Below are 26,141 nucleotides of genomic sequence, written 5' to 3'. Positions count from 1 at the left end.
GGCAGGCGCGTGCGCAGTTACCCCATCCGGGCACCGGGGCCGTACCACGGCCGTGCGCGGCACGTGGGAAGCCCTGTGTCTTGGGTCGCGTATCCGGCGGTCGTGTGGGGAGCAGCGTGTCTTGGGTCGCGCATCTGGCGGTCGTGCGGGAGGCCCTGTGTCCTCGGCCGCGTATCCGGCGGTCGTGCGGGAAGTCCCGTGTCCTCGGCCGCACCCGGCCGCCGTGCCGCAAGCCCGGTGCCCCGGCCGCCGTGCCGCAAGCCCGGCGCCCCGGCCGCCGTGCCGCAAGCCCGGCGCCTCAGCCGCCCGCCCGGTCGCCGTGCCGGAAGCCCGCTGCCTCAGCCGCGTACGCGGCAGTGCAAAGAGATCAGCCGCCTACGCGGCAGTGCAAGAAGATCAGCCGCCTACGCGGCAGTGCAGGAAGAGCTGCGGTTCCGGCAGCGCGTCCGGATGCTCGGGGGTGAACAGCAGTTCCTCCTGGTCCAGGACCTCCAGCCCCGCCCCGTCCAGCACGGCCGTCAGATCCGCCGCGGCGAAACTGGTCACCCGCACGGGCTGCCCCATGAAGAAGCCCTCGACGCCCTCCACGTCCAGCGGCACGGTGGCCAGCACCAGGTACCCGCCCGGCTTCAGCGCCCGCGTCAGCCGCCGGACCACGTCCCGCTGCTCGGCCCGGTCCATCTGGAGCAGCGCGAAGTACACGCAGACCGCGTCGAAGGAGCCGTCGGCCAGCGGCAGGTCACGGATGTCGGCGCACCGGAAGGCGGCGGCGGGGACCTGCCGGGCGGCCAGTTCGACCATGACGGGGGAGACGTCCACCCCCAGCACCTCGTGGCCCGCCCGCACCAGGGTCTCGGCCGTGGGCCGTCCCGTCCCGCTGCCCACGTCCAGCACCCGGCTGCCGGGCGGGAGCCGATCGAGCAGCCGGTCCAGTGACCGCCGGTGTGCCTCGGAACCGGCGAACGCCTTCTCGTAGGCGCCGCCCAGCGCGTCGAAGACGGCGGCGGCCCGCGCCCGCTGCTGCTCGTCGGTCACGGTCGGCCCCTTCGGTGGTCGGTGCCGGGCATCGTGCCACCGGCGCGGACAACCGACAAGTACCGGCCGCGACCGGGTCCCCCGCGGTGGGCGCGGGGTGTGGCCGGGCCGCCCGACGCGACCGGCCCCGGCACACCACAGCCTCAGCGCCCCCGCGCCCCGTCCAGCGCCAGCTCCACCAGCCCCGCCACCAGCGCCTCGTCCAGCGGTGCCGCGCTGAGCAGCACCCGTACGAACAGCGGCCCGCTCACCGCCTCGATCAGCAGCCCGGCGTCCGTGCCGGGGGCCAGCTCGCCGCGCTCGACACCGCGCCGGACCATCCCCACGGCGCGGTCCAGCCGGTCCCGCCAGTAGGGGCCGCGCCGGTCGTCCAGCGTGTCGTCCCGCTCCACGCTCAGCCGCAGCAGCGCCTGCCCCTGCGGGGTGGCGAGCAGCCGGGCCAGCTGGGAGAAGAAGACCAGCAGGTCGTCCCGGATCCGCCCGGTGTCGGGAATCGGCAGCGCGGAGTCCAGCTCCGTGGTCAACGCGTCGAAGATCAGGTTCTCGCGGGTCTGCCAGCGCCGGTAGACCGACGTCTCGTGCACCCCGGCCGCCCGGGCCACCGCGGCGACCGTCGCACCCGCCAGCCCTTCCCGCGACAGCAGCTCCACCGCCGCGGCCAGCACCGCCTGCCGCATCGGCTCCCCACGACGGCGCAAGGGGGCGGCGGACGGCGGGGAATCCTTCGGCGCGGTCATCGTCCCAGCCTAAAGCAACTCGACCTGCGATAGGTGTACGGTTAACGCAAGACGACCTGCGATACGAGTGGGGTCGCCGCCGTACCGAGGAGGTCCCGTCATGGAGCGGATGCTCGCCGCCCGTCTGCACGTCCCGAGCCGCGCCCTGCGGCTGGAGGAGGTGCCCCGCCCGCAGCCCGGCCCCGGTGAGGTACTGGTCAAGGTCGAGGCGGCCGGGGTCTGCCTCTCCGACGTCCACCTCATCGACGGCACCCTCACCCCGCTGTTCCTCCGGGGCGACACCGTCACCCTCGGCCACGAGGTGTCCGGCACCATCGCCGAGACCGGCGAGGGTGTCACCGCCTGGACGCCGGGACAGCGGGTGGTCCTGTACGCCGGTGAGGTGCGCGACGGCGTCACCTACACCCGGGGCGTCGACTACGACGGCGGCTGGGCCGAGTACGCGCTGTCCGCGGCCGACGCCCTGACCCTGCTGCCCGACGCCATCCCCTTCGACCAGGGCGCGATCATCCCCGACGCGGTGTCCACGCCGTGGGGCGCGATCACCGAGACCGGCGCGGTCCGGCCCGCCGAGGCGGTCGGCGTCTGGGGCGTCGGCGGGCTCGGTGTGCACGCCGTCCAGATCCTCCGCACCATCGGGGCCTGCCCGGTCATCGCCGTCGACCCCAGCCCCGTGGCCCGCGAACGCGCCCGGGCGGCCGGCGCCGATCTCGTCCTCGACTCCGCCGACCCCGGCCTGCGCGAGGCCGTCGGCCGGGCGACCGGCGGGGCCGGGATCGCCGTCGCCTTCGACTTCGCGGGCGTGCCCGCGGTGCGCGAGCAGGCCCTCTCCGTCCTCGCCGCCAAGGGGCGGCTGGTGCTGGCCGGCCTGACCGACAAGCCGCTCACCGTCACCGACGGCACCCGCTTCAGCTACCTCCAGCAGCGCATCCTCGGCCACTACGGCTCCGACATGCCGGTGGCGCTGCCGCAGTTGCTGCGGCTGATCGAGGGCGGCCGGCTGGACTTCTCCGAGTCCATCAGCGGCGTACTGCCGCTGGCCGAGGCCGCCGCGGCGGTCGCCCGGCTGGAGCGGAAGGAGGGCAACCCGATCCGGCTGATCCTGCGCCCCTGACCCGCCGGGTGCTGAGTCCGCGCCCTGTCGAACACCCGCGTCGAACACGCCACCGCGTCAGCGGAACGGCGCAAACGAACGTTGCGGCGGTGTTTCGCAGGGCGCAGCCTGTGCATTGGGAGCGCTCCCACACGCACTCCCGTGCTCGATCCTCCATCGGCCCCACCCGGAAAGAGGAGTTCACGGCCATGACTCGGACTGTGAATTGTCATGAACCCAACATAGTGCGAGGTGGGCGGCGCCGCGTCCTGACCCTCGTCCTCAGCGCGCTCGCCGCGGCCCTGCTCGCGCTCGTCCCCTGGAGCGGCACCGCCGTCGCGCACGGCTCCGTCATCGACCCCGCCTCCCGCAACTACGGCTGCTGGCTGCGCTGGGGCAGCGACTTCCAGAACCCGGCCATGGCCAACGAGGACCCCATGTGCTGGCAGGCGTGGCAGGCCGACCCGAACGCCATGTGGAACTGGAACGGCCTGTACCGCAACGGCTCCGCCGGGAACTTCCAGGCGGTCGTCCCGGACGGCCAGCTGTGCAGCGGCGGCCGGACCGAGGGCGGCCGGTACAACGCGCTGGACGCGGTGGGCGCCTGGAAGACCACGGACATCGCGACCGACGACTTCACCGTCCACCTGTACGACCAGGCGAGCCACGGCGCGGACTACTTCCTCGTCTACGTCACCCGGCAGGGCTTCGACCCCGCCACCCAGCCGCTGACCTGGAGCAACCTCCAACTGGTCGCCACCACTGGCAGCTACGGGCCCGCCAACAACTACGACATCCCGGTCAGCACCTCGGGCCTGAGCGGCCGGCACGTCGTCTACACGATCTGGCAGGCGTCGCACATGGACCAGACGTACTTCCTGTGCAGTGACGTGAACTTCACCTGAGCAGGACCGCCCTGGCGGCGGGGCCGTACACGATCCGGCGCAGTTGTGCCGGAAGACCACGGCCCCGCCCCCGCGTTGCGCTATACGTCCAGCATGGACGACGACCAGTTGGACGACTACTACGACCTCGGCACGCACGGCCGCCCCGTGACGACCACGTCACCGCGGGCCCAGACCTGGTTCGACCGGGGCCTGGTGTGGACGTACGCCTTCCACCACGAGGAGGCCATCGCCTGCTTCGAGGCCGCCGCCGCGGCCGACCCGGACTGCGCCATGGCCCACTGGGGCATCGCCTACGCGCTGGGGCCGAACTACAACAAGCCCTGGGAGGCGTTCGACGAGCGCGAGCTGGCGCGGACGGTCGAGCGGACCCACGCCGCCGTGGAACGCGCCCATCACAAGGCCGCCGCGGCGACCCCCGTCGAACGTGCCCTGATCGGTGCCCTGCGCGCCCGCTACCCGCGCCCCGAAGCCGTCGCCGACTGCTCGGTGTGGAACGTCCCGTACGCCGACGCCATGCGCGCCGTCCACGAACTCGCCCCCGACGACCTGGACGTCGCCGCCCTCTACGCCGACGCGCTGATGAACCTGACCCCCTGGCAGCTGTGGGACCTGCGCACCGGCCGCCCCGCCGAGGGCGCCCGCACCCCGGAGGCCAAGGCGGTCCTGGACCGCGCCCTCGCCACCGCGGCCGGCCGCGACCACCCGGGCGTCGTGCACTTCTACGTCCACCTGATGGAGATGTCCCCGGCCCCGGAGGCGGCGCTGACCGTCGCCGACCGGCTGCGCCACCTGGTCCCCGACGCCGGTCACCTGCTGCACATGCCCTCGCACCTGGAGGTCCTCTGCGGCGACTACCGGCGCGTGCTCTGCGACAACACCGCGGCGATCGCCGCCGACGAGAAGTACCGGGCCCGGGCCGGGGCGATGAACTTCTACACCCTGTACCGGTCGCACAACTACCACTTCAAGATCTACGGTGCGATGTTCCTCGGCCGCCTCCAGGACGCGCTGGAGACCGCGGCCCGGCTGGAGGAGTCGATCCCCGAGGAACTGCTGCGGGTGCAGAGCCCGCCGATGGCCGACTGGCTGGAGGGCTTCCTGGCCCTGCGGACGCACGTACTGATCCGGTTCGGCCGCTGGGCGGACATCCTCGCCCTGCCACTGCCCGCCGACCCGCGCCTGTACTGCGTCACGACCGCGATGCTGCGCTACGCGCGCGGGGTGGCGCTGTCCGCCACCGGCCGGGTCGCCGAGGCGGAACGCGAACGGGAGCTGTTCCGCGCGGCCGTCGCCGAGGTCCCCGCCTCCCGCACCCTCTTCAACAACACCTGCGCCGACCTGCTCGCCGTCGCCGCCGCCATGCTCGACGGCGAACTGGCGTACCGCAAGGGCGACCACGCCACCGCCTTCGCGGCCCTGCGCCGGTCCGTCGAACTGGACGACAACCTCCCCTACGACGAACCGTTGGGCTGGATGCAGCCCACCCGGCACGCCTACGGCGCCCTGCTGCTGGAACAGGGCCGGGTCGCGGAGGCCGAGGCGGTCTACCGGGCCGACCTGGGCCTGGACGACACCCTGCCGCGCGCCCTCCAGCACCCCGGCAACGTCTGGGCGCTGCACGGACTGCACGAGTGCCTGGTGCGGCTCGGCAAGGACGGCGAGGCCCGGATCATCGCCCAGCAGCTCAGGACGGCGGCCGCGCTGGCGGACGTACCGGTCGAGGCGTCCTGCTTCTGCCGCCTGGACCGGCACTCCTGCTGCGCCTGACGGCACCCGCGTCAGCCGTCGAGGGCGTCCTTCACGTCCCCGAGGTCGACGAACTTGAAGTTGGTCACGGCTGTGCCGCCGTCACCGGGAGCGTCATGACCGTCCTGCACGACCAGCAGCCCGCGCGGATACCGCGACCCCAGCGGCTGGTCGAGCACCGCCGCCCCGTCGCACTCCTCGGACCCGTCCAGCGCGGCCGAGGCGGCGGTGACCCGGAACCCGCCCGCGTACCCGCTGCCCGCACCGGTCCCGCGGCCGTACGCCGCGAAGGTGTCGTCACCTTGGCTGGAGGCGAGCAGGTAGCCGCCCCCGTCCCGCGCCTGGAGCAGCGTCAGTCCCTCCACGTCGGCGGAGATCCGGGTGCCGCCGTAGCCGGGGTCGGCGCCCGCGACGCACTCCTCGGTGGCCTCGTCGTAGCTGCCCGGCACGCCGAACTCCCGGACCTTGTCCAGCAGCCGGGGCGGGCCGGTGAGGTCGGCGCGCAGCCGCCAGATGCCGACGTCTTCCTGACCGGCGTACAGGACGCCGCGGGCCGGGTCGACGACCATGCCCTCGACCTGGGGGAGTTCACCCGGCTCCGCGCACGGCGACCAGGACGTGCCGTCGGGCAGCCGGAAGGCGGACGGGAGGTCCAGGGTGCGGACCTCGCGGTAGCCGACGCGGCCCGCGGCGGTCGGGGTCAGTTCCAGCAGGGCGAGCGTGGTGCGCTCACGGCGGCTGACCAGGGCGTAGGACCGGCCGGTCGAGCGGTCGGTCCAGGTGGCCAGGCCGTACGCGGTGCGCTCCTCGTTGATCTCGGCCTGGTCGGCGGAGAAGACCGGCGCGGCGGCCGGGTCGGTGACGTCGGTGAGCGGGCCGCCGGGCGCGGCCGGGTCGATGCGGTAGATCCGCAGCCGGTCGTTGCCGCGGTCGGTGGTCACCGCCAGGTCCGCCCGGTCCCGGCCGAGCCGCACGTCCGGCACGAGGTCGACGTTGTTGAACCGGCCGGGGGCGTCCTCGGGTGTCGGCCCGGCCGGCGCCGCGACCGACTGCACCAGCCGCGCGTCGAGGCCGTAGACCCGCAGCCCGCCCTCCTTCGCCGTGGCGATGACCAGGCTGCGGTCCGGGTCGGCCGCGTCGCGCCAGATCGCGGGGTCGTCCGCGTCGGCGTTGCCGCCGGCCTCGTCGTCGCTCAGCGGGGCCGTCTCGGCGCGCGGGTGCACGGCCGGCAGGGTCGCTGCCCGGCCCTGCCGCGCGACGGCCGGGCCGGCCGGAAGGACGGCGACGGCGGCGGTCAGGACAGCGACGGCCAGCCGCCCGAAGGGGTGCCTCACCGGTACTCCTCGTAAGTCGGAGACATGACAACACGATACGTTGGGTGATCTTGCTGGGGCCGGGGGGCGGCCGGACGTTCTCCCGGTGACGGGACGGTGTCCGCCACGGGAACGGAAACCGCCCCGCCGCGGCGTCTATACGATGGCGGCTCGGGAAACGGCCGGCGGCGGAGAGGAGACGGACCGTGGCGGATCACCCGCGTCCCCGCAGGGGGCAGGGCGAACTGGAGGCGCTGGTGCTGACCGCGCTCAGTGAGGCGGACGGCCCGGCGACGGCCGGCTGGGTGCAGGAGCGGCTCGGCGGCGGCCTCGCCTACACGACCGTGATCACGATCCTGACCCGGCTCCTGGACAAGGGCGCGGTCACCCGGGAACGGGCCGGCCGCTCCTTCGCCTGGACGCCCGCCGCGGACCAGGCGGGCCTGGCCGCCCGCAAGATGCGCAAGGTCCTGGACGGCGAGAGCGACCGCGAGGCCGTCCTGGCCAGCTTCGTCACCGGCCTCGACCCGGACGACGAGCGGCTGCTGCGCGATCTGCTGGAGCACCCCCGCGCCGCGGACGACGGGGAAGCCTGACGCCTGATGGGCCTCTTCGTCTTTCTCCCGCTGGTCCTGCCGCTGACCGCGTGGCCCATCGCGCGGCTGGCCGAACAGCACCTGCACCCGCGCACCGCGACCCGGCTGCTCACCGCCGTCGCCGCGGTGATGGCGCTGTGCAGCACCGTGTGCCTGGCGCTGGTGATGGTGGTCGGCACCGCGCAACTGCCCGGCAACCCGCTGCCCGACGGCTGGTCCGACCCCGAGGTGCGGGCCGCCGTCCCCTACGACGACGTGGCCGGCAAGGCGGCGATCCCCGCGCTGTGCCTGGTCCTCGCGGCCTGCGGCCGGGCGCTGTGGCGGCACCGCCGGGTGCGCCGCCGCGCCCACGGCGCGCTGGCCGGCCTGCCCGGCACCTCGGTGGCCGTCCTGCCGGACGACGTTCCCTACGCCTACGCGCTGCCCGGCGGCCGGCGCGACCGGGTCGTGGTCACCACCGCCCTGCTGGACCGCCTCGAACCCGCCGAGCGCCGGGCGCTGTTCGCCCATGAGCGGGCCCACCTGTCCGGCCGGCACCACCGCTTCCTGCTCGCCGTCCGGCTCGCCGCGCTGGCCAACCCGTTCCTGAGGCCACTGCGCACCGCGGTGGCGTACACCGCCGAGCGCTGGGCCGACGAGGAGGCCGCGCGGGTCACCGGCAGCCGGCGCGCGGTGGCGACCGCCATCGGCAAGGCGGCCCTGGTCTCCCGCGGCACCCCGGTCGCCACCCTGGCCGGCCTGGCCGCACCCGGCCCGGTACCGCGCCGGGTCGCCGCCCTGCTCGGCCCCGCCCCGGCGGCCCGCCGCCGCCCCCTGGCCTTCACCTCGGTGGGCCTGGCGGCCTGGACCGCCGCCGCGGGCACCGCCGCATCGGTGATGTCGTCGGCGAACGCGACGGTGACCATGTTCCTGATCTTCCGGGCGGCGTTCTGACCAGGGCCGGCCGTGCCCACCCCCCTCAGCCGGGCGGCACCCGGCGGGCGGCGACCTCGAAGACGAGTTCGCGGCCGTCCTCCTCGTCCCACTGCTCCCCGACCTCAACGAAGCCGAAGCCCGAGATCGTGGCCAGCGACGCCACGTTGCCGGGGCTGATCGTCGCCCGCACGGTGGTGACCGCGGGTTCGGCCGCGGCCCGGCGAAGCAACTCGACCAGCGTGGACCGGGCGTACCCCTGGCGGCGGAAGCGGGGAGCGACGGCATAGCCGATCTCGACCATGCCGGCCTCGTCGGGCGGTCCGTGGAACCCGGCATGTCCGACGACGAGACCGTCGTCGCCGACGACCGCCTGCCGCACCATCCACCGCGCACGGCGGGGATCGGCGGCCATCTGACCGAGCCGGAACCGCCACAGCCACCGTGCCCTGTCCGTCACGAAGTACTCGGTCAACGCGACCCCGGCGGTCCGGCCGGCCACGGACAGGTCTCCGTCGAGCAGAGCGGACATCACCTCGCCGGACAACTCAACAAAACGAACACGTTTCGGGCCGGGGGTCGGCGGTCCTGGGCCATCGGCTTCCTCAGTCACCCGAGGATGCTCACCGATCGGCCCGGAGGGTGTCGAACGATTTCCGGGCCCCCGGCTCGGACGGTTCGCGGATCCGCGCCGGCGACAGGACACCGGCCCAGGTGCGGACTTCGTCCACGTCGCCGTCGAGGTGATGGGTGCCACCCGGTCCGGCCCCGTCGCGGCCGGCCTGGAGAGCCGCGGTAGGCGTTCCAGGTCGGTGCGCGCGGTGTCCATCGCCCAGCAGCCCGTACGCGGCGGTGTGCGGTGGCCTTCACCGGGTCATGCACGCCGGTCAGGTGGGACCGCTCACCGGGTGGCCGGCCGGCACGGTGGCCGTGGCGAGGGCGGCGGTCAGGAGCCGGAAGGCTGATCTCCCGGCAGCGGCATGACCGCCTCAGAGATGTCTCGGCCTGAGCGACCCGCGCAGCGGATACGCGACAGACAGCGCGACCAGCACGAGCAGCCCGCTCGCCCACAGCGGCCCGAGTTCCCCGGCCCCGGTGCCGAGCGCGGCGGCGCCGGCCAGCGGGCCGGTGGCGGCGCCGGCGTTGAGGGCGGTGGTCGCACAGGAGCCCGCCAGGGTGGGAGCGCCGGCCGCCTCGTACAGCACCCGGGTGATCAGGGTGCTGCCGAGCGCGAAGGACAGCGCGCCCTGGACGAGGACGAGGGTGAGCAGGGCGGCCGGTTCGGCGGCCAGCACGGCCAGGGCCGGCCAGCCGAGGAGCAGCAGTGGGCCGGTGACCGCGACGACCGCGCCCGGGTGCCGGTCGGACAGCCGGCCGGCGACGGTGACGCCCGTGCACGAACCGGCGCCGAAGAGCACCAGGGCGACCGGGACCCACAGGTCGCCCAGTCCGGCGGCGCCGGTCACCACCGGGGCGAGGAAGGTGAGGCCGGCGAAGGTCGCCGCGTTCACCAGCGCGCCCAGCAGCATGACCAGGATCAGGCGGGGGCGGGCGAGTTGGGCGAGTTCCGTGCGCAGGGCCGGGCCGTCGGCCGGGTCCCGCCGGGCGCGGCGGGCCGGGACGCCGGTGAGGACGCCGACGGCGGCCGGCAGGCAGAGCGCGGCGACCGCCCAGAAGGCGGCCCGCCAGCCGAGCACCGCGCCGAGCGCCGCGCCACCGGGCACGCCGGCGACCGTGGCCGCCGTGGTGCCCGCGAGCAGCACCGCGAGGGCGCGTCCCTTTTGGTCGGGCGGGACCAGCGTGGCGGCGGTCGTCAGGGCCACGGCGAGGAAACCGGCGTTCGCGACCGCCGCGGTCACCCGGGTCGCGAACAGCACCGGGAAGCTCGTGGTGACGGCGCCCAGCACATGGGCCGCGGCGAACCCGAGGACGAACCCGAGCAGCGCGCGGCGGGGCGGCCAGGCGCGGGCGAAGGCCGCGGTGAGCGGGGCGCCGACGGCCATGCCGACGGCGTAGGCGGTGCTGAGGGCGGCCGCGGTGCCCACGGTGACACCTAGGTCCGCGGCGAGGTCCGGCAGCAAGCCGGCGAGCATGAACTCCGAGGTGCCCATGGCGAACACGGCCAGGGCGAGCAGGTACAGCGGGGCGGGCATCGAGCGGCTCCGAGGTGAGGAGGGCCGGGAAGGACGGCTCGGCTCGGCACCGCGGTCAGCACCCGCAGGGGGGTACGTCCTGCTGGATCAGTGGTTCAGGGGGCTGACGGCGGCACCGAAAGCCCCCACCTCGTCCGACTCGGGGCTCGACATGCGCCGCACGCTACCCGACCCGTGCCTGGCCCGGCACCTAGGTTTCACGCCGGTGGCCGCGGGCGGGCGGCGAGTATCGCGATGTCGTCGGCGCCGTCGGCGCCTAGACCGATCAGGAGCTCGTCGCGGAACGTCTCCAGGGGCTCGCGGGCCAGCCCCGCCGCGTGCCGGCGCAGCCGGGCCGGCCCCCGGTCCAGCGGCTCGTGGCGGCGCTCGATCAGGCCGTCGGTGTACAGCAGCAGCGTCGAGCGGGCCGGCAGTACGGTGCTCGCCGTGCGGCGGGGCATCGCGGGGTCCATGCCCAGCAGCAGCCCCGACCCCTGGTCGAGGTAGCGGGTCCCGCCCTCCCAGGTGGTCAGCAGCGGCGGCAGATGGCCGGCCGAGGAGTGCTTCAGCTCCCAGGGACCGTGCGGGCCGCCCTTGACCAGGCCGTACAGGCAAGTGGCGGTGGCCTCCCGGTGCAGACTGTGGTGGGCCAGGTCCAGGCGGCGCAGCACCGCCTCGGGCGGCTCCTGCCGGTCCACCGCGATGCCGCGGAGCATGCTGCGCAGCTGGCTCATGGCGATGGCCGCGTCCAGATTGTGCCCGGTGACGTCGCCGATGACCACGGCGGTGTCCCCGTTGGGGACGCGGCCCGCACCTCGGCGCCTGGCGTCGCGGCGGGGTACGGCGGCGTGCGCTTCGGCTGCTGACGGCGCCGCGGGCTCCGGCGGCGGGGCCCGGCTCAGCCGGTCAGGCCGGCGGCGAGTGTCGCCCCCAGCTCCCAGCAGGCCGCCAGCTCGGCCTTGCCGGGCTCGCCGGTCACGGTCACCGGCGGTGCCGCGCGCCGCCAGCCGAGTCCGGTGGTGACCGTGTCCAGGGCCCGCACCGCGCCCGTGGTGTCGCTGCCGCCGTGCACGTACGCGCCGAACGGCCGGCCGCGCGTCTCGTCCAGACACGGGTAGTAGACCTGGTCGAAGAAGTGTTTGAGAGCGCCGGACATGTAGCCCAGGTTGGCCGGGGTGCCCAGCAGGTAGGCGTCGGCCGCCAGCACGTCGGACGCGGTGGCCGCGAGCGCTGCCCGCCGCACCACCCGGACCCCCTCGATCTCCGGCGCGGTGGCCCCGGACACCACGGCCTCCAGCAGGGCCTGGCAGTTCGGCGAGGGCGTGTGGTGGACGATCAGCAAAGTGGCCATCCCCGCAGCGTGCCGGTCCGGGCGGGGCGGGGCAAGGAACAGGGCGGGGCAAGGAAGAGGGCCGCCCGCCCGAGTCGGGCGAGCGGCCCCGCGTACGGTGCCGGCGGTGGGTCAGTGCACCGGGGCCGCCGGACCCTTGTCGGTCGGGGCGGCGCTGCCCGCCTCCTCGGCGAGCCGCTCCATGCCGCTGGTGGTCTTCAGCGGCTTCTCCTTGATGAAGGCCACCGCGACCAGCGCCAGCAGGGCGAACGGCGTGGCGATGAGGAACAGGTCGGCGGTGGCGACACCGTAGGCGTGCTCCACGATCTCCCGCATCGGGCCGGCCAGCGTGGACATGTCCGGCAGGCTCTCACCGCCGCCCGAGCCGGCGCCGGCCGCACCGGCGACGCCGGCCTCCTGAAGGCTCTTGGTCATCTCGTCGGTGACCCGGTTGGCGAGGATCGCGCCGAGCACCGAGGTGCCGATGGTGCCGCCCATGCTGCGGAAGAAGGACAGCACGGAGGTGGCGGCGCCCAGTTCGGCGGCGGGGACGTCGTTCTGGGCGGCCAGCACCAGGTTCTGCATCAGCATGCCGACGCCGATGCCGAGCACCGCCATGTAGACGCTGAGCAGCCCGAAGTGGGTGTCGGCGCTGATTAGCGAGAGCAGCGCGAGGCCGGCCGCCATGATGACGGAGCCCGCCATCAGGTACCGCTTCCACTTGCCGGTGCGGCTGACCAGCTGGCCGGCCACGGTGGACGACACCAGCAGACCGAGGATCATCGGCAGGCTCATCAGACCGGCCACGGTCGGCGACTTGCCCAGCGAGATCTGGAAGTACTGGGAGAGGAAGACGGTGCCGCCGAACATGGCGACACCGACCAGGAGGCTGGCGACCGTGGTCAGGGTGACCGTGCGGTTCCGGAAGATGTCCAGCGGGATGACCGGCTCGGCGGCCCGCGCCTCGACCAGCACGGCCAGGCCCAGCAGCAGCACGCCGCCGACGACCAGCGCGGCGGTCTGCCAGGAGGCCCAGTCGAACTGGTTGCCGGCCAGGGAGACCCAGATCAGCAGCGCGCAGACACCGGCCACGATGAGGAACGCGCCGAGCCAGTCGATCTTCACCTGGCGCTTGACGGTGGGCAGCTTCAGGGTGCGCTGCAACAGGAGGATGGCGAGCAGCGCGAACGGCACGCCGATGAAGAAGCACCAGCGCCAGCCCAGCCACGAGGTGTCCACCAGCACCCCGCCGACCAGCGGTCCGGCCACGGTGCCGACGGCGAAGACGGCACCGAAGATGCCGGAGTACTTGCCCAGTTCGCGGGGCGGGATGACGGAGGCCATGACGACCTGGGCGAGGGCGGTCAGACCGCCGGCGCCGATGCCCTGCACGACCCGGCTGAAGATCAGCAGGGCCGCTCCGTGCGAGAAGCCCGCCAGCAGCGAGCCGGCCACGAACATGCACAGCGAGAGCTGGAGCAGCAGCTTCTTGTTGAACAGGTCGGACAGCTTGCCCCACAGGGGCACCGTCGCGGTCATCGCCAGGAGTTCGGCGGTGACCACCCAGGTGTAGGCGGACTGGCTGGCACCCAGGTCGGCGATGATCGTCGGCAGCGCGTTGGACACCACGGTGCCCGCCAGGATCGCGACGAACATGCCGGCCATCAGGCCGGACATGGCCTGGAGTATCTGCTTCTGCGTCATGGAACTGGGCGGCGCGGCGGCGGGCGCCTGCGATGCGGTCACGACAACTCTTTCGACAGGGATGAACAGGTGATGAACAACGGTGATGGACGACAGTGCTGAACGGCAGTGCTGAACAACGGTGCTGAACAACGGTGCTGAACAGGGGTGACAAGGAGGGACGGTGGCCCGCGCGGACCGGCCGGGACGTCGGCGTCGGTGTCCGGGCGCGCGGTCGGACAGTGGGCGGCGCCGCGGCGGACGACCGGGCGGCCGGAGGGCTGGAGGGGTGGACTACGCGGGCGGCGCCGGCAGTCCGGCGGCCAGGAGTGCGAAGACCTCCTGGAACACCTCGGGAAAGGCGCGCTCGTCCTGCCGGGCGCACCAGTGGTCGACGCTGACCCGGACGGCGGTGACCGCCACCGCGGCCAGCAGCCGCGGGTACAGGTCCAGGGCTTTGCGCCGTTCCTCGGGGGAGGCGTCCGGCGGGGGAGCGCCGGGGCCGGAGCGGATCCGTTCGGCGACGGCCTCGGCCAGGCCGGTCTCGTCCGCCATGTGCGCGCCGAGACTGCGGACCAGCAGATGCGGCGCGGCCCGCAGCACCTCGCCGTGCAGCCGCCACAGTTCGTGCTGCTGCTCGGCCTCCGCCAGCTCCGCGGCCAGCGCGTCGCGCACCGCTTCCAGCGGAGTGAGCCCGGCCGGTGCGGCGAGCAGCGCCTGCCGCACCTGGGCGCCGCTCTCGGCGCCCACCAGCACGAACACGTCGTCGCGGGAGTCGAAGTAGTTGAAGAACGTGCGCACGGAGACCCCGGCCGCGGCGCTGATCGCCTCGACGGTCACCTTCTCCGCCCCGTGCTCCGCCGCCAGACGCACCGCGGCCTCGGTGAGAGCGGCCCGGGTGGCCCGCTTCTTCCGCTCCCGCAGTCCGCCCCCGGCGGCACTCCCCTCCGACATAACTTGCATCTTATGCAAACATGCATGACATGCAAAATTCCCCCGGGCCGTCCCCGATCCTCGGCGCTCGATTCCCGGGGGCGGGGGAGTGACCCGAACGGCCCTGTCGGGTACCCGTCGGGTCCGCGCAGGGTGGTGGGATGTGCACCGGGCGCCACGGTCCGCCGGTCCCCCGGGCCCGCGGTCCGGCGGCACCACGGTGCAACCCCGGCCCGCGCGCCGTCCCGACCCGGAAAGGACCCCGATGTCCGCCGTTCCGCACGAGGCGCCCGCCCCGCCGACCGACGCCGAACTCGCCGCCCTGGACGCCCACTGGCGCGCCGCGAACTACCTCGCCGTCGGCCAGATCTACCTGATGGCCAACCCCCTGCTCACCGAGCCGCTGCGCCCCGAGCACGTCAAGCCGCGGCTGCTCGGCCACTGGGGCACCTCACCCGGCCTCAACCTGGTGCACACCCACCTCAACCGGGTGATCAAGGCCCGCGGCCTGGACGCCCTGTGCATCTGGGGCCCCGGGCACGGCGGGCCCGCCGTGCTGGCCAACTCCTGGCTGGAGGGCACGTACACCGAGACGTATCCCGACATCACCCGGGACGCGGCCGGCATGGGACGGCTGTTCAAGCAGTTCTCCTTCCCCGGCGGCGTGCCCAGCCACGTCGCCCCGGAGACCCCCGGCTCCATCCACGAGGGCGGCGAACTGGGCTACTCCCTCTCGCACGCCTACGGCGCCGCCTTCGACCACCCGGACCTGACGGTCGCCTGTGTCATCGGCGACGGCGAGGCGGAGACCGGGCCGCTGGCCGCCTCCTGGCACTCCAACAAGTTCCTCGACCCGGTGCACGACGGCGCCGTCCTGCCGATCCTGCATCTCAACGGCTACAAGATCGCCAACCCGACGGTGCTGGCCCGGCTCCCCGAGGGCGAGCTGGACGAACTGCTGCGCGGCTACGGCCACGACCCGATCCACGTCACCGGCGACGACCCGGCCGCCGTGCACCGCGCCATGGCGCACGCCATGGACACCGCCCTCGACCGCGTCGCCGCCTTCCAGCGCGCCGCCCGCGAGGACGGCGCGACCGAGCGCCCCCGCTGGCCGATGATCGTGCTGCGCACCCCGAAGGGCTGGACCGGCCCCGCCGAGGTCGACGGCGAACCCGTCGAAGGCACCTGGCGCGCCCACCAGGTCCCGCTGGCCGGCGTCCGGGACAACCCCGAGCACCTGCGCCAGCTGGAGCGGTGGCTGCGCTCCTACCGCCCCGAGGAACTCTTCGACGAGACCGGCGTCCCGCGCCCCGCCGTCCTGAGCGGCATCCCCGACGGCACCCGCCGCCTGGGCGCCACCCCGTACGCCAACGGCGGACTGCTGCTGCGCGACCTGCCGCTGCCGTCGCTGGACAGCTACGCGGTCGCCGTCGACAAGCCCGGTACGGTCATGCACGAACCGACCCGGGTGCTCGGCGACGTCCTGCGCGACGTCATGGCCGCCACCGCCGACCGGCGCGACTTCCGCCTGGTCGGGCCCGACGAGACCGCCTCCAACCGCCTCCAGGCCGTCTACGCCGCCAGCGGCAAGGCGTGGCAGGGGCAGACCCGGCCCGGCGACGAGGACCTCGACCCGCACGGCCGGGTCATGGAGATCCTCTCCGAGCACACCTGCCAGGGCTGGCTGGAGGGCTACCTCCTCACCGGCCGGCACGGACTGTTCTCCTGCTACGAGGCGTTCGTGCACATCGTCGACTCGATGGTCAACCAGCACATCAAATGGCTGCGGGTGACCCGCCGGCTGCCCTGGCGGGCCCCCATCGCCTCCCTCAACTACCTGCTCACCTCGCACGTGTGGCGCCAGGACCACAACGGCTTCTCGCACCAGGACCCCGGCTTCGTCGACCACATCCTCAACAAGAGCCCCGAGGCGGTACGGGTCTACCTGCCGCCGGACGCCAACACCCTGCTCTCGGTAGCCGACCACGCCCTGCGCAGCCGGGACTACGTCAATGTCATCGTGGCCGGCAAGCAGCCCTGCTTCGACTGGCTGTCGATGGACGAGGCCCGGGTGCACTGCGCGCGCGGCGCCGGCATCTGGGACTGGGCCGGCACCGAGGACGGCAGCCGGGAACCCGACGTGGTGCTCGCCTGCGCCGGTGACGTGCCCACCCAGGAGGTGCTGGCCGCCGCCCAGCTGCTCCGGCACCACCTGCCCGACCTCGCCGTCCGCGTGGTCAACGTCGTCGACATCGCCCGGCTGCTGCCCAGCGGCGAACACCCGCACGGCATGAGCGACTTCGAGTACGACGGCCTGTTCACCCCCGGCAAACCGGTGATCTTCGCCTACCACGGCTACCCCTGGCTGATCCACCGCCTCGCCTACCGGCGCACCGGCCACCAGCACCTCCATGTGCGCGGCTACAAGGAGATCGGCACCACGACCACGCCGTTCGACATGGTCGTCGGCAACGACATGGACCGCTACCGCCTGGTCATGGACGTCATCGACCGGGTCCCCGGCCTGGTGGTGCGGGCCGCCGCCGTCCGGCAGCGGATGGAGGACGTCCGGCTGCGCCACCACGCCCACATCCGGGAGCACGGCGTCGACCTGCCCGAGGTCGCCGACTGGACCTGGACGGGCTGAGCACCGCCGCCGGGACCCGCGAAAGGAGCACACCGTGACCGCGACCGCCGCCTCGACCTGGGAGTATCACGGCTACCACCCCGCCGAGGAGCGGCTGCGGGAGTCGCTGTGCACGCTCGGCAACGGCTGCTTCGCCACCCGCGGCGCACTGCCCGAGTGCGCCGCGGACGACGTGCACTACCCGGGCACCTATGTGGCCGGCTGCTACAACCGGCTCACCTCGTCCGTCTCCGGACGGCGCATCGAGAACGAGGACATGGTCAACCTGCCGAACTGGCTGCCGCTGCGCTTCCGGGTGGCGGGCGGCGAGTGGCTCACCCCGGACACCGCCGAGGTGCTCAGCCACCGGCAGGCGGTGCACCTGGACTCCGGACTGCTGGAGCGGCACACCCGGTTCGGCCTCGGCGAGCCGGGCGTGCTCGCCGTGCGGCAGTTGCGGCTGGTGCACATGGCCGATCCCCATCTGGCCTGCCTGCGCACCGAGTTCACGGCCGAGACCGGCGCCCTGGACCTGGAGGTGGAGGCGGCCCTTGACGGCGGTGTCAGCAACTCCGGGGTGCCGCGCTACCGGGACCTGGCGGGCCGTCACCTCACCCATGTGCACACCGGCGACGCCGGACCCGGCATGGTGTGGCTGCGCTGCCGCACCCGCACCTCGGACATCCGGATCGGACTGGCTTCGCGGCTGACCGCCGACGTCCCGGCCGAACCGGCGGCCGAGAAGCTGCGGGCCGTCCAGCGGCTGCGGCTGCCGCTGCGCCCCGGCCGCCCGGCCGTCGTCGACAAGACCGTCGCCCTGCACACCTCGCGCGACCCGGCGATCAGCGACCCGCTCCAGGCCGCCGTCGACCGGGTGGCCCGTGCGCCCGGCTTCGACGCGCTGCTGCGCAGCCACGGCACCGCCTGGGCCCAGTTGTGGCGCCGCGCCGAACTGGACGTGCCCGGGGAGGCGGGTGCCATCCTGCGCCTGCACCTCTTCCACGTCCTGCAGACCCTGTCCCCGCACACCGCCGACCGGGACGTCGGCGTCCCGGCGCGCGGCCTGCACGGAGAGGCGTACCGGGGCCATGTCTTCTGGGACGAGCTGTTCGTCCTGCCCTACCTCAACCTGCACTTTCCCGAGGTGTCCCGGGCGCTGCTGCACTACCGGCACCGCCGCCTGGAACGGGCCCGGGCGGCGGCCCGCGCGATCGGCCGGCGGGGTGCGCTGTACCCGTGGCAGAGCGGCAGCGACGGACGCGAGGAGACCCAGCAGCTCCACCTCAACCCGCGCTCCGGCCGCTGGCTGCCCGACCACTCGCACCTCCAGCACCATGTCGGCTCGGCCATCGCCTACAACGTGTGGCAGTACTGCGAGGCCAGCGGCGACGCCGAGTTCCTGCACACCAAGGGCGCCGAGACGCTGCTCCAGATCGCCCGCTTCTGGGCCGACTCGGCGGTCTGGGACGAAGACCTGGGCCGGCACCGCGTCCGCGGTGTCGTCGGCCCCGACGAGTACCACGAGGCATACCCGGACGCCGAGTGGCCCGGCCTCGACGACAACGCGTACACGAACGTCACCGCCGCCTGGGTGCTCACCCGCGCCCTGGAGGTGCTGGCGGCCCTCCCCGAGCCGCGCCGCCGCGAACTGGTCGAACGCACCGAGCTGGACGACGCCGAACTGCAGCAGTGGGAGGACGTCTCCCGCACCCTGCACGTCCCGTTCCACCAGGGCGTGATCAGCCAGTTCGCGGGATACGGCGAGCTCGCCGAACTCGACTGGGCGGGGCTGCGCGAGCGGCACGGCGACATCCGCCGCCTGGACCGGATCCTGGAGGCCGAGGGCGACACCGTCAACCGCTACCAGGCGTCCAAACAGGCCGACGTCCTCATGCTCGGCTACCTCTTCTCCCCGGCCGAACTCCGGTCGCTGTTCGCCCGGCTGGGGTACCGCCTCGACGACGACACCTGGCGGCGCACGGTCGACTACTACCTGGCCCGCACCAGCCACGGCTCCACCCTCAGCGGCCTGGTGCACGGCTGGGTGCTGGCCCGCGCCCGGCGCGCCGAGGCGTGGTCCTACGTACAGGAGGCACTCAAGGGCGACGTCGCCGACCTCCAGGGCGGCACCACCGGCGAGGGCATCCACCTCGGCGCGATGGCCGGCACCCTGGACCTGGTGCAGCGCGGACTGACCGGCCTGGAGACCCGGGCCGGCGCGCTGTGGCTGGACCCGGTGCCGCTGCCGGAACTCTCCTCCTACGGGTTCTCCCTGCGCTACCAGGGGCACTGGGGCGTCCGGCTGCGGCTGGAGCACGAGCTGCTGGAGATCGCCGTACCGGACTCCGGCCGGCTGCCGATCGACGTGCGGCTGCCCGGCCGGACGGTCCGGGTGGAGCCCGGCGACACCTGCCGCCTGGTCCTCCCGGACCGTCCCCGGGCGGGGCTCAGCCCGGCAGCGGATAACTGACCACGCGCGGGGCGCCGTCCGGCCGGCCGTCGGTGTACGTCACGCTGATCCGGCTGAAGTGCCGCTCGCCCGCACCGTTCCCGCCGGTCACCGGCGCCTCCAGCCGCACCGTCACCGGATACGAGCGGAAGGTGCCCGCCGCGCAGTACGGCACGCAGTCGTTGACCACGTTGACACCCCGGCCCACCGCCGTGTCGCCGCCCCACCGCGACCAGTGCAGAGCGTCCAGCCTGCTGTTGCCGTCGCCGCAGGCCAGCAGGTAGGCGCCGGGCCGCACCTCGCCGCGGCCCTGGCAGTCGGCCAGCACCGGACCGCCGGTGCGGTGCCGGTCCGGCTCCGGGGCCGGGGTGGTGGCCGAAGCCGCTGTCAGGGGCGCCGCCGCGAGCGCCGCGGCGGCACCGAGTGTGACGGCCGCCCTCATCGCATGTCCGCGCATGTCCGCTCCTGCCGTTCGACCAGGGACCGCGGTGCTGTGGGTCACGGTCCGTCGTCCGGTACGACGCTACGGCGGTGTCCGCCGACGCACCACTCGGACGGAGTACCGCCCGGTCGCCGCCGGTGTCGGCGGCCCGTCGGTGATCTGTCGGCCGGACCGGGCAGGGTGGGGCCCGCTCGCCGGTCCCGGAGAGCGTCCGCCCGCCGCCGAGGGAGCCGTCCGCCATGCCCACCACCACCGCGCAGCCCTGGGACGTCCACCGGCCGCCCCGCGCCGAGGACCGCACCGTCCTGGTCACCGGCGGCAACGCCGGCATCGGCTACTTCACCGCCGAACAGCTCGCCGGCACCGGGGCCACCGTGGTGCTGGGCAGCAGGAACCCGGCCCGGGCCGCCGTCGCCCTGGACACCCTGCGCTCCCGCGTCCCGGACGCCCGGGTCCGGGCGGTGCGCCTGGACCTGGCCGACCTGCCCTCGCTCGACGGGACCGCGGCCGCCCTCGGGTCCCTCGGGGTGGACCGGCTGGACGCCGTGGTGCTCAACGCAGGCGTCGCGCTCGACGACCCGCCCCGGGCGGAGACCGGCGCCGGTCACGAGCTGATGTTCGCCACCAACCACCTCGGGCACTTCGCGCTGGTCCGGTGGCTGCTGCCGCTGCTCGCGGCGGCGCCCGCGGGCCGGGTGGTGACCACCGGCAGCTTCGCGGCGAAGACCGAGCGGCTCGACCTGGCCGACCTCCAGTCCCGTACCGACTACCGGCCCAAGCGTGCCTACGGGCGGTCCAAGCTGGCGCAGATGTACTTCGGGCTGGAACTCGACCGGCGGCTGCGCGCCGCGGGCAGTGCGGTGACCAGCGTCGTGGTCCACCCGGGCGGTGCCCTGGACGGGCTGACGCCCGCGCGGCGGCGAGTCCACGAACCGGCCGCGGGCACCCGGCTGGGGTCGGCGCCGGCCGCCGTGCTGGTACAGGGCAAGCACGCCGGGGCCTGGCCGGCCGTCCGGGCGGTGCTCGATCCGGCCGTGAGCGGCGGGCAGCTGTGGGGCCCGCGGGTGTTCGGGCTGCGCGGCCGGCCCCGGCTCGAACCACTGTGGCCGCACCTGACGGACACCGCCGTCGCGGCCCGGCTGTGGGAGGCGAGCGTCCGGCTCACCGGGGTCGATCCGGCCGACGGGCTCGGGACGGCCGGCACCTGACGGCGGTCAGAAGGCGACCGGGTCCCGGATCAGCGGGCAGGTCATGCAGTGGCCGCCGCCCCGGCCCCGGCCCAGTTCGGCGCCGACGATGGTGATCACCTCGATGCCGGCCCGGCGCAGCAGGGCGTTGGTGTGCGTGTTGCGGTCGTAGGTGAACACCACCCCGGGCGCCACGGCCACCGCGTTGTTGCCGCTGTCCCACTGCTGCCGCTCGGAGGCGTACACGTCGCCGCCGGTCTCCACGACCCGCAGCGCGCCGAGCCCCAGCGACCGGGCGACCACCTCGGTGAACGGCGTCGCGCCCTCGTCGGTGACCTCGATGCCGGGCGCCTTGTCGCCCGGCCGCAGCGAGAAGGTGTGCACGGCGTCCATGATCTTCGGGTAGAGGGTGACGACGTCCCGGTCGGCGAAGGTGAAGACGGTGTCCAGGTGCATCGCCGACCGGAGCCGGGGCAGCCCCGCGACGATCACCTGCTCGGCGGCGCCCGCCCGGAACAGCGCGGCGGCGACCTGCGTGATGGCCTGCCGCGAGGTGCGCTCGCTCATGCCCATCAGCACCACCCCGCCCCCGACCGGCATGATGTCGCCGCCCTCGAAGGTGGCCTGCCCCCAGTCCCGTTCCGGGTCGCCCCACCACACCGTCGACCCCTGGAACTCCGGGTGGAAGGTGTACACCGCCTTCATCAGCAGTGTCTCGTCGTGCCGGGCCGGGTAGTACAGCGGGTTGAGTGTCAACCCGCCGTACAGCCAGCAGGTGGTGTCCCGGGTGTACAGGGTGTTGGGCAGCGGCGGCATCAGGTACTCGCGCGCGCCGGTCGACTCCCGGGCCAGCGCCACGTACCCGGAGCGGAAGTCGGCGGGCAGGTCGGCGGTGGCCAGCCCGCCGATCAGGAACTCGGCCAGCCGGCGGGGCGTCAGGGACTCCAGATAGGCCCGGGTGGCGTCGATGAGGCCGAGCCCGACCTGATTGGCGACGATCTTCCGCTCCAGCAGCCAGTCCCGCGCCCCGGGGACGGCCAGTGTCTCGGCCAGCAGGTCGTGCAGCTCGACCACCTCCACACCCCGACCGCGCAGCGCCGCCACGAAGTCGGCGTGGTCGCGCTGGGCGTTCTCCACCCACATCACGTCGTCGAAGAGCAGGTCGCCGGAGTTGGTCGGGGTCAGCCGGCGGTGCGCGAGGCCCGGCGAGCACACCAGCACCTTGCGCAGCCGGCCGACCTCGGAATGGACGCCGTACACGGGTGACACGGTGGTGTCGTCGTCGGTCACGGGACCTCCTTGAGAGCCGGGTTCACAGGCTGATCCAGCCGGCCGCCAGCGCGACGACGCCGAGCACCGCGCCGGCGACCGAGACGGCCAGTACCACGAGTTCACCGGGGGAGAAGAGCCGCCGGCCCTGCTCCCGGCGGGCCATCACGAACAGGACGGTCGCCGGGGCGTAGAGGACGAACGAGACCAGCAGGAACTTCGGACCGGCCGCGTACAGCAGGAAGGCGGTGTACAGCGTGGCCAGCAGGGCGACGGGCGTCCGGGCCCGGGCCCGCACCGCGAAGGCGGGCGGCCAGCAGGTACGGGATCAGCGACAGCGCGCTGGTCAGGTTGAGCGCGAAGTCGAAGGCGTCGTCCGAGAAACTGGTGACGATCAGCACCGCCTGGGTGAGCAGCGACGTCATCAGCAGCGCCGGCACCGGCACGTCCACGGCGTTGGCACGGCGCAGGAAGCGCGGCATGTCGTCGTCCCGGGCGGCGACGAAGAGCACCTCGGCCGCCATCAGCGTCCACGCCAGATACGCGCCGAGCACGGACACGATCAGTCCGACGCTGACGAAGACCCGCCCCCAGGTGCCGACGGCCGACTCCAGGACACCCGCCATGGACGGCTGGCGCAGGCCGGCGATCTCGCCCATCGGCATGATCCCGTACGACACGATGGTCACCGAGGCGAAGACCGCGAACACGCTGAGGAAGCCCAGCACGGTCGCCCGGCCCACGTCGGAACGGCGCTTGGCGTGCCGGGAGTAGACGCTGGCGCCCTCGACGCCGAGGAAGACGAAGACGGTGGCCAGCATCGTGCCGCGGACCTGGGAGAAGAGCGATCCGGCGTAGTCGGCGCCGGCGAAGTTGCCGGCGAAGACACCCGGATCGAAGTAGCACAGCGCCAGCACCACGAAGATCAGGATCGGCACCAGCTTGGCCACCGTCACGACCTTGTTGATGGCGGTGGCCTCCTGCACGCCCCGCCGGATCATGAAGAAGAACGCCCACAGCCCGGCCGAGGACAGCACCACCGCCACCGCGGTGTCCCCCTCGCCCAGCTCCGGCCAGATCGCGCCGACCGTCGACATGATCAGCACCCAGTACGTCACGTTGCCGACGCAGGTGCTGGCCCAGTAGCCGAACGCCGAGAAGAAACCCAGGTACTCGCCGAAACCCGCCTTGGCGTACGCGTACACCCCCGCGTCCAGATCGGGCCGGCGCACCGCCAGCGACTGGAAGACGAAGGCCAGCGTCAGCATGCCCGCCCCGGCGATCGCCCAGGCGATCAGCGCCCCCGCGACCCCGGTCTCCTCGGCGAACCGGCTCGGCAGCGAGAAGACGCCCGCGCCGACCATCGACCCGACGACCATGGCCGTCAGGGTGAGCAGCGGCAGCTTGGCGGCCGGCGGGTGCCGGCTCTCGGTGCCGGACGGGGCGGCCTGCGGCATGTCGTCCCTCGGGATCGCTGGGCATTGCGACCACTGTGTCCCAGGTGATCGGCGCGGGCACGTCGGCGGCGGGACGGTCAGCGCCCGGTGCGCAGGTCGACGCCGTGCCGGGCCAGGGACAGCACACCGAGGACGACCAGGGCGACGCCGAGCGCCATCGGCAGCAGCCACCAGCCGGTCCGCAGCTGTTCGAGGTAGAGGAACACCCCGAGCAGCAGGCTGACCGTCGCGTCCCCGAGGGTGAGGGCGGGCTGCGAGGCGACCAGCGGACCGCCCTGCATGGAGTGCTCCAGCAGGAGGACGGCGCCCACCCCGGCCGCGGCGAACGCGTACGTCTGCCACGCGGTCAGGAACCCGGACACCCCGTCCGTGCCCAGCACCCGCATGGAGTCCTTCATCAGCGCCGCCGTCAGCGCGTAGCACACCGCGGTGGCCGCGCCCAGGCAGCCGGCCCGGGCCTTGCCGACCGGGCGCCGCAGCCCGGCCCCGGCCAGCAGCACGGCCGCCACCGCACAGGACGCCAGCCCGACCGCCCAGCGCGCGCCGGACACCTCGCCCTGCCCGCCGTACGGCGCCGCCGCCCCCAGGGCGATGCCGAGCCCGGCCACCACGGCGGCCACCGCGCCCCACATCGCGGGCGGCAGCCGGCGCCCGGTGGACAGCGAGGCCAGCAGCAGCGCCAGCGGGAGTTCCAGCACGAACAGCGGCTGGACCAGGGAGAGCGGGCCGGTCGCCAGCGCCGCCGCCTGGCCCACCCCGGCGAGGATCACGGCGAGCATCCCGGCGAGCCAGACCGGCCGCCGCAGCAGGTCCAGGACGAGCGAGGGGCGGAACCCCTGGGACTGCGGCACGGTCAGCGCGGCCCGCCGCTGGAGCACGGTGGCCGTGGCGTTGCTGAGTGCGGCCAGGAGCGCGAAGAGGACCGACAGGAGGAGGACACCCATCCACCGATCCTCACCGCGCACCGCGCCGGGCGCGCGCCGGGACTTCAGAAGGGGTAGTCGGCGAGGTCCGGGCGGACGGTGACCCACTGGGTCTCGGTGAACGCCTCGACGTTGGCGGCGGCGCCGCCGAACCGGGAGCCGGTGCCGGACGCCTTGACCCCGCCGAACGGGGCGTTGGGTTCGTCGTCGACGGTCTGCTCGTTGATGTGGACCTTGCCGGAGTCGATCCGGTCGGCCAGTTCCATGGCGGTGCCGACGTCGCCGAGGATGCCGACGGACAGCCCGTACTCGCAGTCGTCGACGATCCGCGCGGCTTCGTCGAGGGTGGTGAAGCCGATGACCGGCGCGACCGGGCCGAAGATCTCCTCGCGCCAGGCCGGCATGTCGGTGGTGAGGCGGGTCAGCACGGTGGCCCGGTAGCAGGCGCCGGTGATCTCGCCGCCGGTGGCCAGTGTCGCGCCCGCCGCGACGCTGTCGGTGACGATGGCGTGCACCCGTTCCAGTTGCCGCCGGTCGATGAGCGGGCCGAGGGCCACGTCCTCGCGGGCCGGGTCGCCGACCGGCAGCGCCTCGGCCTTGGCGGCGAGCGCGGCGGTGTACTCCTCGATCAGCGACTCGTGCACGATGTGCCGGCCGGTCGTCATGCAGATCTGGCCCTGGTGCAGGTAGGAGCCGAACGCGCCGGCGGCGGCCGCCTTCGCGACGTCCGCGCCGGGCAGCACGACCAGGGCGTTGTTGCCGCCGAGTTCGAGGTGGGCCCGCTTGAGCAGCCGGCCGGCCCGTTCCCCGATCGCCCGGCCGACCGGCGTGGACCCGGTGAAGGAGACGACCCGCACCTCGGGTGCCTCGACCACCGCCTGCCCCACCGCGCCGTCGCCCGGCAGCAGGTGCAGCAGACCGGGAGGCAGGCCCGCCTCCTGGAAGACGCGCGCGATGACGACCCCGCCGCTCACCGCCGTGCGCGGGTCCGGCTTCAGCAGCACCGCGTTGCCCAGGGCGAGCGCGGGCGCCACCGAGCGCAGGCCGAGGATGAGCGGGAAGTTGAAGGGGGCGATGACGCTGACCACGCCGGCGGGGCGGCGCCGCGCGAACGACCAGCGCGGCGTCTGGGAGGTGAGCACCTCGCCCTGCGGATGGCTGGGCAGCCCGGCGCACTCGAAGCTCTCGCCGATGGCGAGCCCCACCTCGAAGGCCGCCTTGGCCCGTACCGAACCGGCCTCCCGGATCAGCCAGTCCTCGATCTCGGCGGCGTGCTCGGTCAGCAGCTCGCCCGCGCGGCGCAGCACCGCGGCCCGCCGCCGCGGCGGCGCGGCCGCCCACGCCCGCTGCGCCTCGGCGGCCCGGGT

20 protein-coding genes and 2 pseudogenes are annotated in these 26,141 nt (G+C 74.0%); 8 read left to right on the top strand and 14 right to left on the bottom strand.

Features of this window, described 5'->3' with window-relative positions; genetic code table 11:
• Positions 1-396: 396 nt before the first annotated feature.
• Positions 397-1,035 carry a class I SAM-dependent methyltransferase gene (locus tag AB0G32_RS33000; RefSeq protein WP_361171858.1) on the bottom strand — a complete coding sequence of 213 codons (639 nt, stop codon included), beginning with the start codon at positions 1,033-1,035 and terminating at the stop codon, positions 397-399.
• A 143-nt stretch (positions 1,036-1,178) separates the two neighbouring features.
• Positions 1,179-1,772 carry a TetR-like C-terminal domain-containing protein gene (locus AB0G32_RS32995; RefSeq protein WP_361171855.1) on the bottom strand — a complete coding sequence of 198 codons (594 nt, stop codon included), beginning with the start codon at positions 1,770-1,772 and terminating at the stop codon, positions 1,179-1,181.
• Positions 1,773-1,872: 100 nt separating this feature from the next.
• Between AB0G32_RS32995 and AB0G32_RS32990 the strand changes: the two genes are divergently transcribed.
• From AB0G32_RS32990 to AB0G32_RS32980, 3 genes are all read left to right on the top strand, one after another.
• On the top strand, positions 1,873-2,886 hold the full coding sequence (locus AB0G32_RS32990; protein WP_361171852.1) for a zinc-binding dehydrogenase: 1,014 nt from the start codon (positions 1,873-1,875) through the stop codon (positions 2,884-2,886).
• Between the two features lie 188 nt (positions 2,887-3,074).
• Complete coding sequence (locus AB0G32_RS32985) at positions 3,075-3,770, top strand: lytic polysaccharide monooxygenase auxiliary activity family 9 protein (RefSeq protein WP_361171849.1); 696 nt, start codon at positions 3,075-3,077, stop codon at positions 3,768-3,770.
• Positions 3,771-3,863: 93 nt separating this feature from the next.
• Complete coding sequence (locus AB0G32_RS32980) at positions 3,864-5,540, top strand: hypothetical protein (protein ID WP_361171846.1); 1,677 nt, start codon at positions 3,864-3,866, stop codon at positions 5,538-5,540.
• A gap of 11 nt (positions 5,541-5,551) precedes the next feature.
• Here the strand turns inward: AB0G32_RS32980 and AB0G32_RS32975 are convergent, their stop codons facing one another.
• Positions 5,552-6,817, bottom strand: a complete 1,266-nt coding sequence (locus AB0G32_RS32975; protein WP_361171933.1) for a phytase — start codon at positions 6,815-6,817, stop codon at positions 5,552-5,554.
• 221 nt (positions 6,818-7,038) lie between these two features.
• On the opposite strand from AB0G32_RS32975, the gene AB0G32_RS32970 reads away from it, so the two are divergent.
• Positions 7,039-7,428, top strand: coding sequence for a BlaI/MecI/CopY family transcriptional regulator (locus AB0G32_RS32970; RefSeq protein WP_361171844.1), 390 nt, complete (start codon positions 7,039-7,041; stop codon positions 7,426-7,428).
• Between the two features lie 6 nt (positions 7,429-7,434).
• Positions 7,435-8,361 carry a M56 family metallopeptidase gene (locus tag AB0G32_RS32965; protein WP_361171841.1) on the top strand — a complete coding sequence of 309 codons (927 nt, stop codon included), beginning with the start codon at positions 7,435-7,437 and terminating at the stop codon, positions 8,359-8,361.
• 25 nt (positions 8,362-8,386) lie between these two features.
• Here AB0G32_RS32965 and AB0G32_RS32960 read toward each other — a convergent pair whose 3' ends face one another.
• From AB0G32_RS32960 to AB0G32_RS32935, 6 genes and pseudogenes are all read right to left on the bottom strand, one after another.
• Positions 8,387-8,872, bottom strand: coding sequence for a GNAT family protein (locus AB0G32_RS32960; RefSeq protein WP_361171837.1), 486 nt, complete (start codon positions 8,870-8,872; stop codon positions 8,387-8,389).
• A 457-nt stretch (positions 8,873-9,329) separates the two neighbouring features.
• Positions 9,330-10,493, bottom strand: coding sequence for a Cmx/CmrA family chloramphenicol efflux MFS transporter (locus AB0G32_RS32955; RefSeq protein ID WP_361171834.1), 1,164 nt, complete (start codon positions 10,491-10,493; stop codon positions 9,330-9,332).
• 197 nt (positions 10,494-10,690) lie between these two features.
• A pseudogene (locus AB0G32_RS32950) lies at positions 10,691-11,275 on the bottom strand (PP2C family protein-serine/threonine phosphatase); the annotation flags it as partial.
• A 95-nt stretch (positions 11,276-11,370) separates the two neighbouring features.
• Positions 11,371-11,823: an NAD(P)H-dependent oxidoreductase gene (locus AB0G32_RS32945; protein ID WP_361171831.1), complete on the bottom strand. Its 453-nt coding sequence runs from the start codon at positions 11,821-11,823 to the stop codon at positions 11,371-11,373.
• A 111-nt stretch (positions 11,824-11,934) separates the two neighbouring features.
• Positions 11,935-13,548 carry an MDR family MFS transporter gene (locus AB0G32_RS32940; RefSeq protein WP_361171828.1) on the bottom strand — a complete coding sequence of 538 codons (1,614 nt, stop codon included), beginning with the start codon at positions 13,546-13,548 and terminating at the stop codon, positions 11,935-11,937.
• A gap of 231 nt (positions 13,549-13,779) precedes the next feature.
• Complete coding sequence (locus AB0G32_RS32935) at positions 13,780-14,448, bottom strand: helix-turn-helix domain-containing protein (protein ID WP_361171825.1); 669 nt, start codon at positions 14,446-14,448, stop codon at positions 13,780-13,782.
• A 235-nt stretch (positions 14,449-14,683) separates the two neighbouring features.
• On the opposite strand from AB0G32_RS32935, the gene AB0G32_RS32930 reads away from it, so the two are divergent.
• Complete coding sequence (locus tag AB0G32_RS32930; protein ID WP_361171822.1) at positions 14,684-17,068, top strand: phosphoketolase family protein; 2,385 nt, start codon at positions 14,684-14,686, stop codon at positions 17,066-17,068.
• A gap of 34 nt (positions 17,069-17,102) precedes the next feature.
• Positions 17,103-19,517, top strand: a complete 2,415-nt coding sequence (locus tag AB0G32_RS32925) for a glycosyl hydrolase family 65 protein (RefSeq protein WP_361171819.1) — start codon at positions 17,103-17,105, stop codon at positions 19,515-19,517.
• Here AB0G32_RS32925 and AB0G32_RS32920 read toward each other — a convergent pair.
• A complete protein-coding gene (locus AB0G32_RS32920; RefSeq protein WP_361171816.1) occupies positions 19,495-19,953 on the bottom strand; it encodes a hypothetical protein in 459 nt (152 codons plus the stop codon). The genes AB0G32_RS32925 and AB0G32_RS32920 overlap by 23 nt on opposite strands.
• 224 nt (positions 19,954-20,177) lie before the next feature.
• Here AB0G32_RS32920 and AB0G32_RS32915 point away from each other — a divergent pair, with 224 nt between their 5' ends.
• Positions 20,178-21,146, top strand: a complete 969-nt coding sequence (locus AB0G32_RS32915) for an SDR family NAD(P)-dependent oxidoreductase (RefSeq protein ID WP_361171813.1) — start codon at positions 20,178-20,180, stop codon at positions 21,144-21,146.
• Between the two features lie 6 nt (positions 21,147-21,152).
• On the opposite strand, the gene AB0G32_RS32910 is transcribed toward AB0G32_RS32915, so the two are convergent.
• The 4 genes and pseudogenes from AB0G32_RS32910 to AB0G32_RS32895 form a co-directional block, all read right to left on the bottom strand.
• Positions 21,153-22,415, bottom strand: coding sequence for an arginine deiminase (locus AB0G32_RS32910; protein ID WP_361171810.1), 1,263 nt, complete (start codon positions 22,413-22,415; stop codon positions 21,153-21,155).
• 22 nt (positions 22,416-22,437) lie between these two features.
• Positions 22,438-23,851: pseudogene (locus tag AB0G32_RS32905) on the bottom strand (basic amino acid/polyamine antiporter).
• A 77-nt stretch (positions 23,852-23,928) separates the two neighbouring features.
• The gene (locus tag AB0G32_RS32900) at positions 23,929-24,795 is read right to left on the bottom strand and encodes a DMT family transporter (RefSeq protein ID WP_361171807.1); all 867 of its coding nucleotides are present in this window, start codon (positions 24,793-24,795) and stop codon (positions 23,929-23,931) included.
• 44 nt (positions 24,796-24,839) lie between these two features.
• A partial coding sequence (locus AB0G32_RS32895) for an aldehyde dehydrogenase family protein (RefSeq protein WP_361171804.1) occupies positions 24,840-26,141 on the bottom strand: 1,302 nt, incomplete at its 5' end.

This window comes from Streptomyces sp. NPDC023723, from assembly GCF_040639815.1.
Lineage (GTDB): Bacteria > Actinomycetota > Actinomycetes > Streptomycetales > Streptomycetaceae > Streptomyces.
Note: the sequence above shows the minus strand (reverse complement) of the source record. Positions and strands in the feature narration are given on the sequence as shown.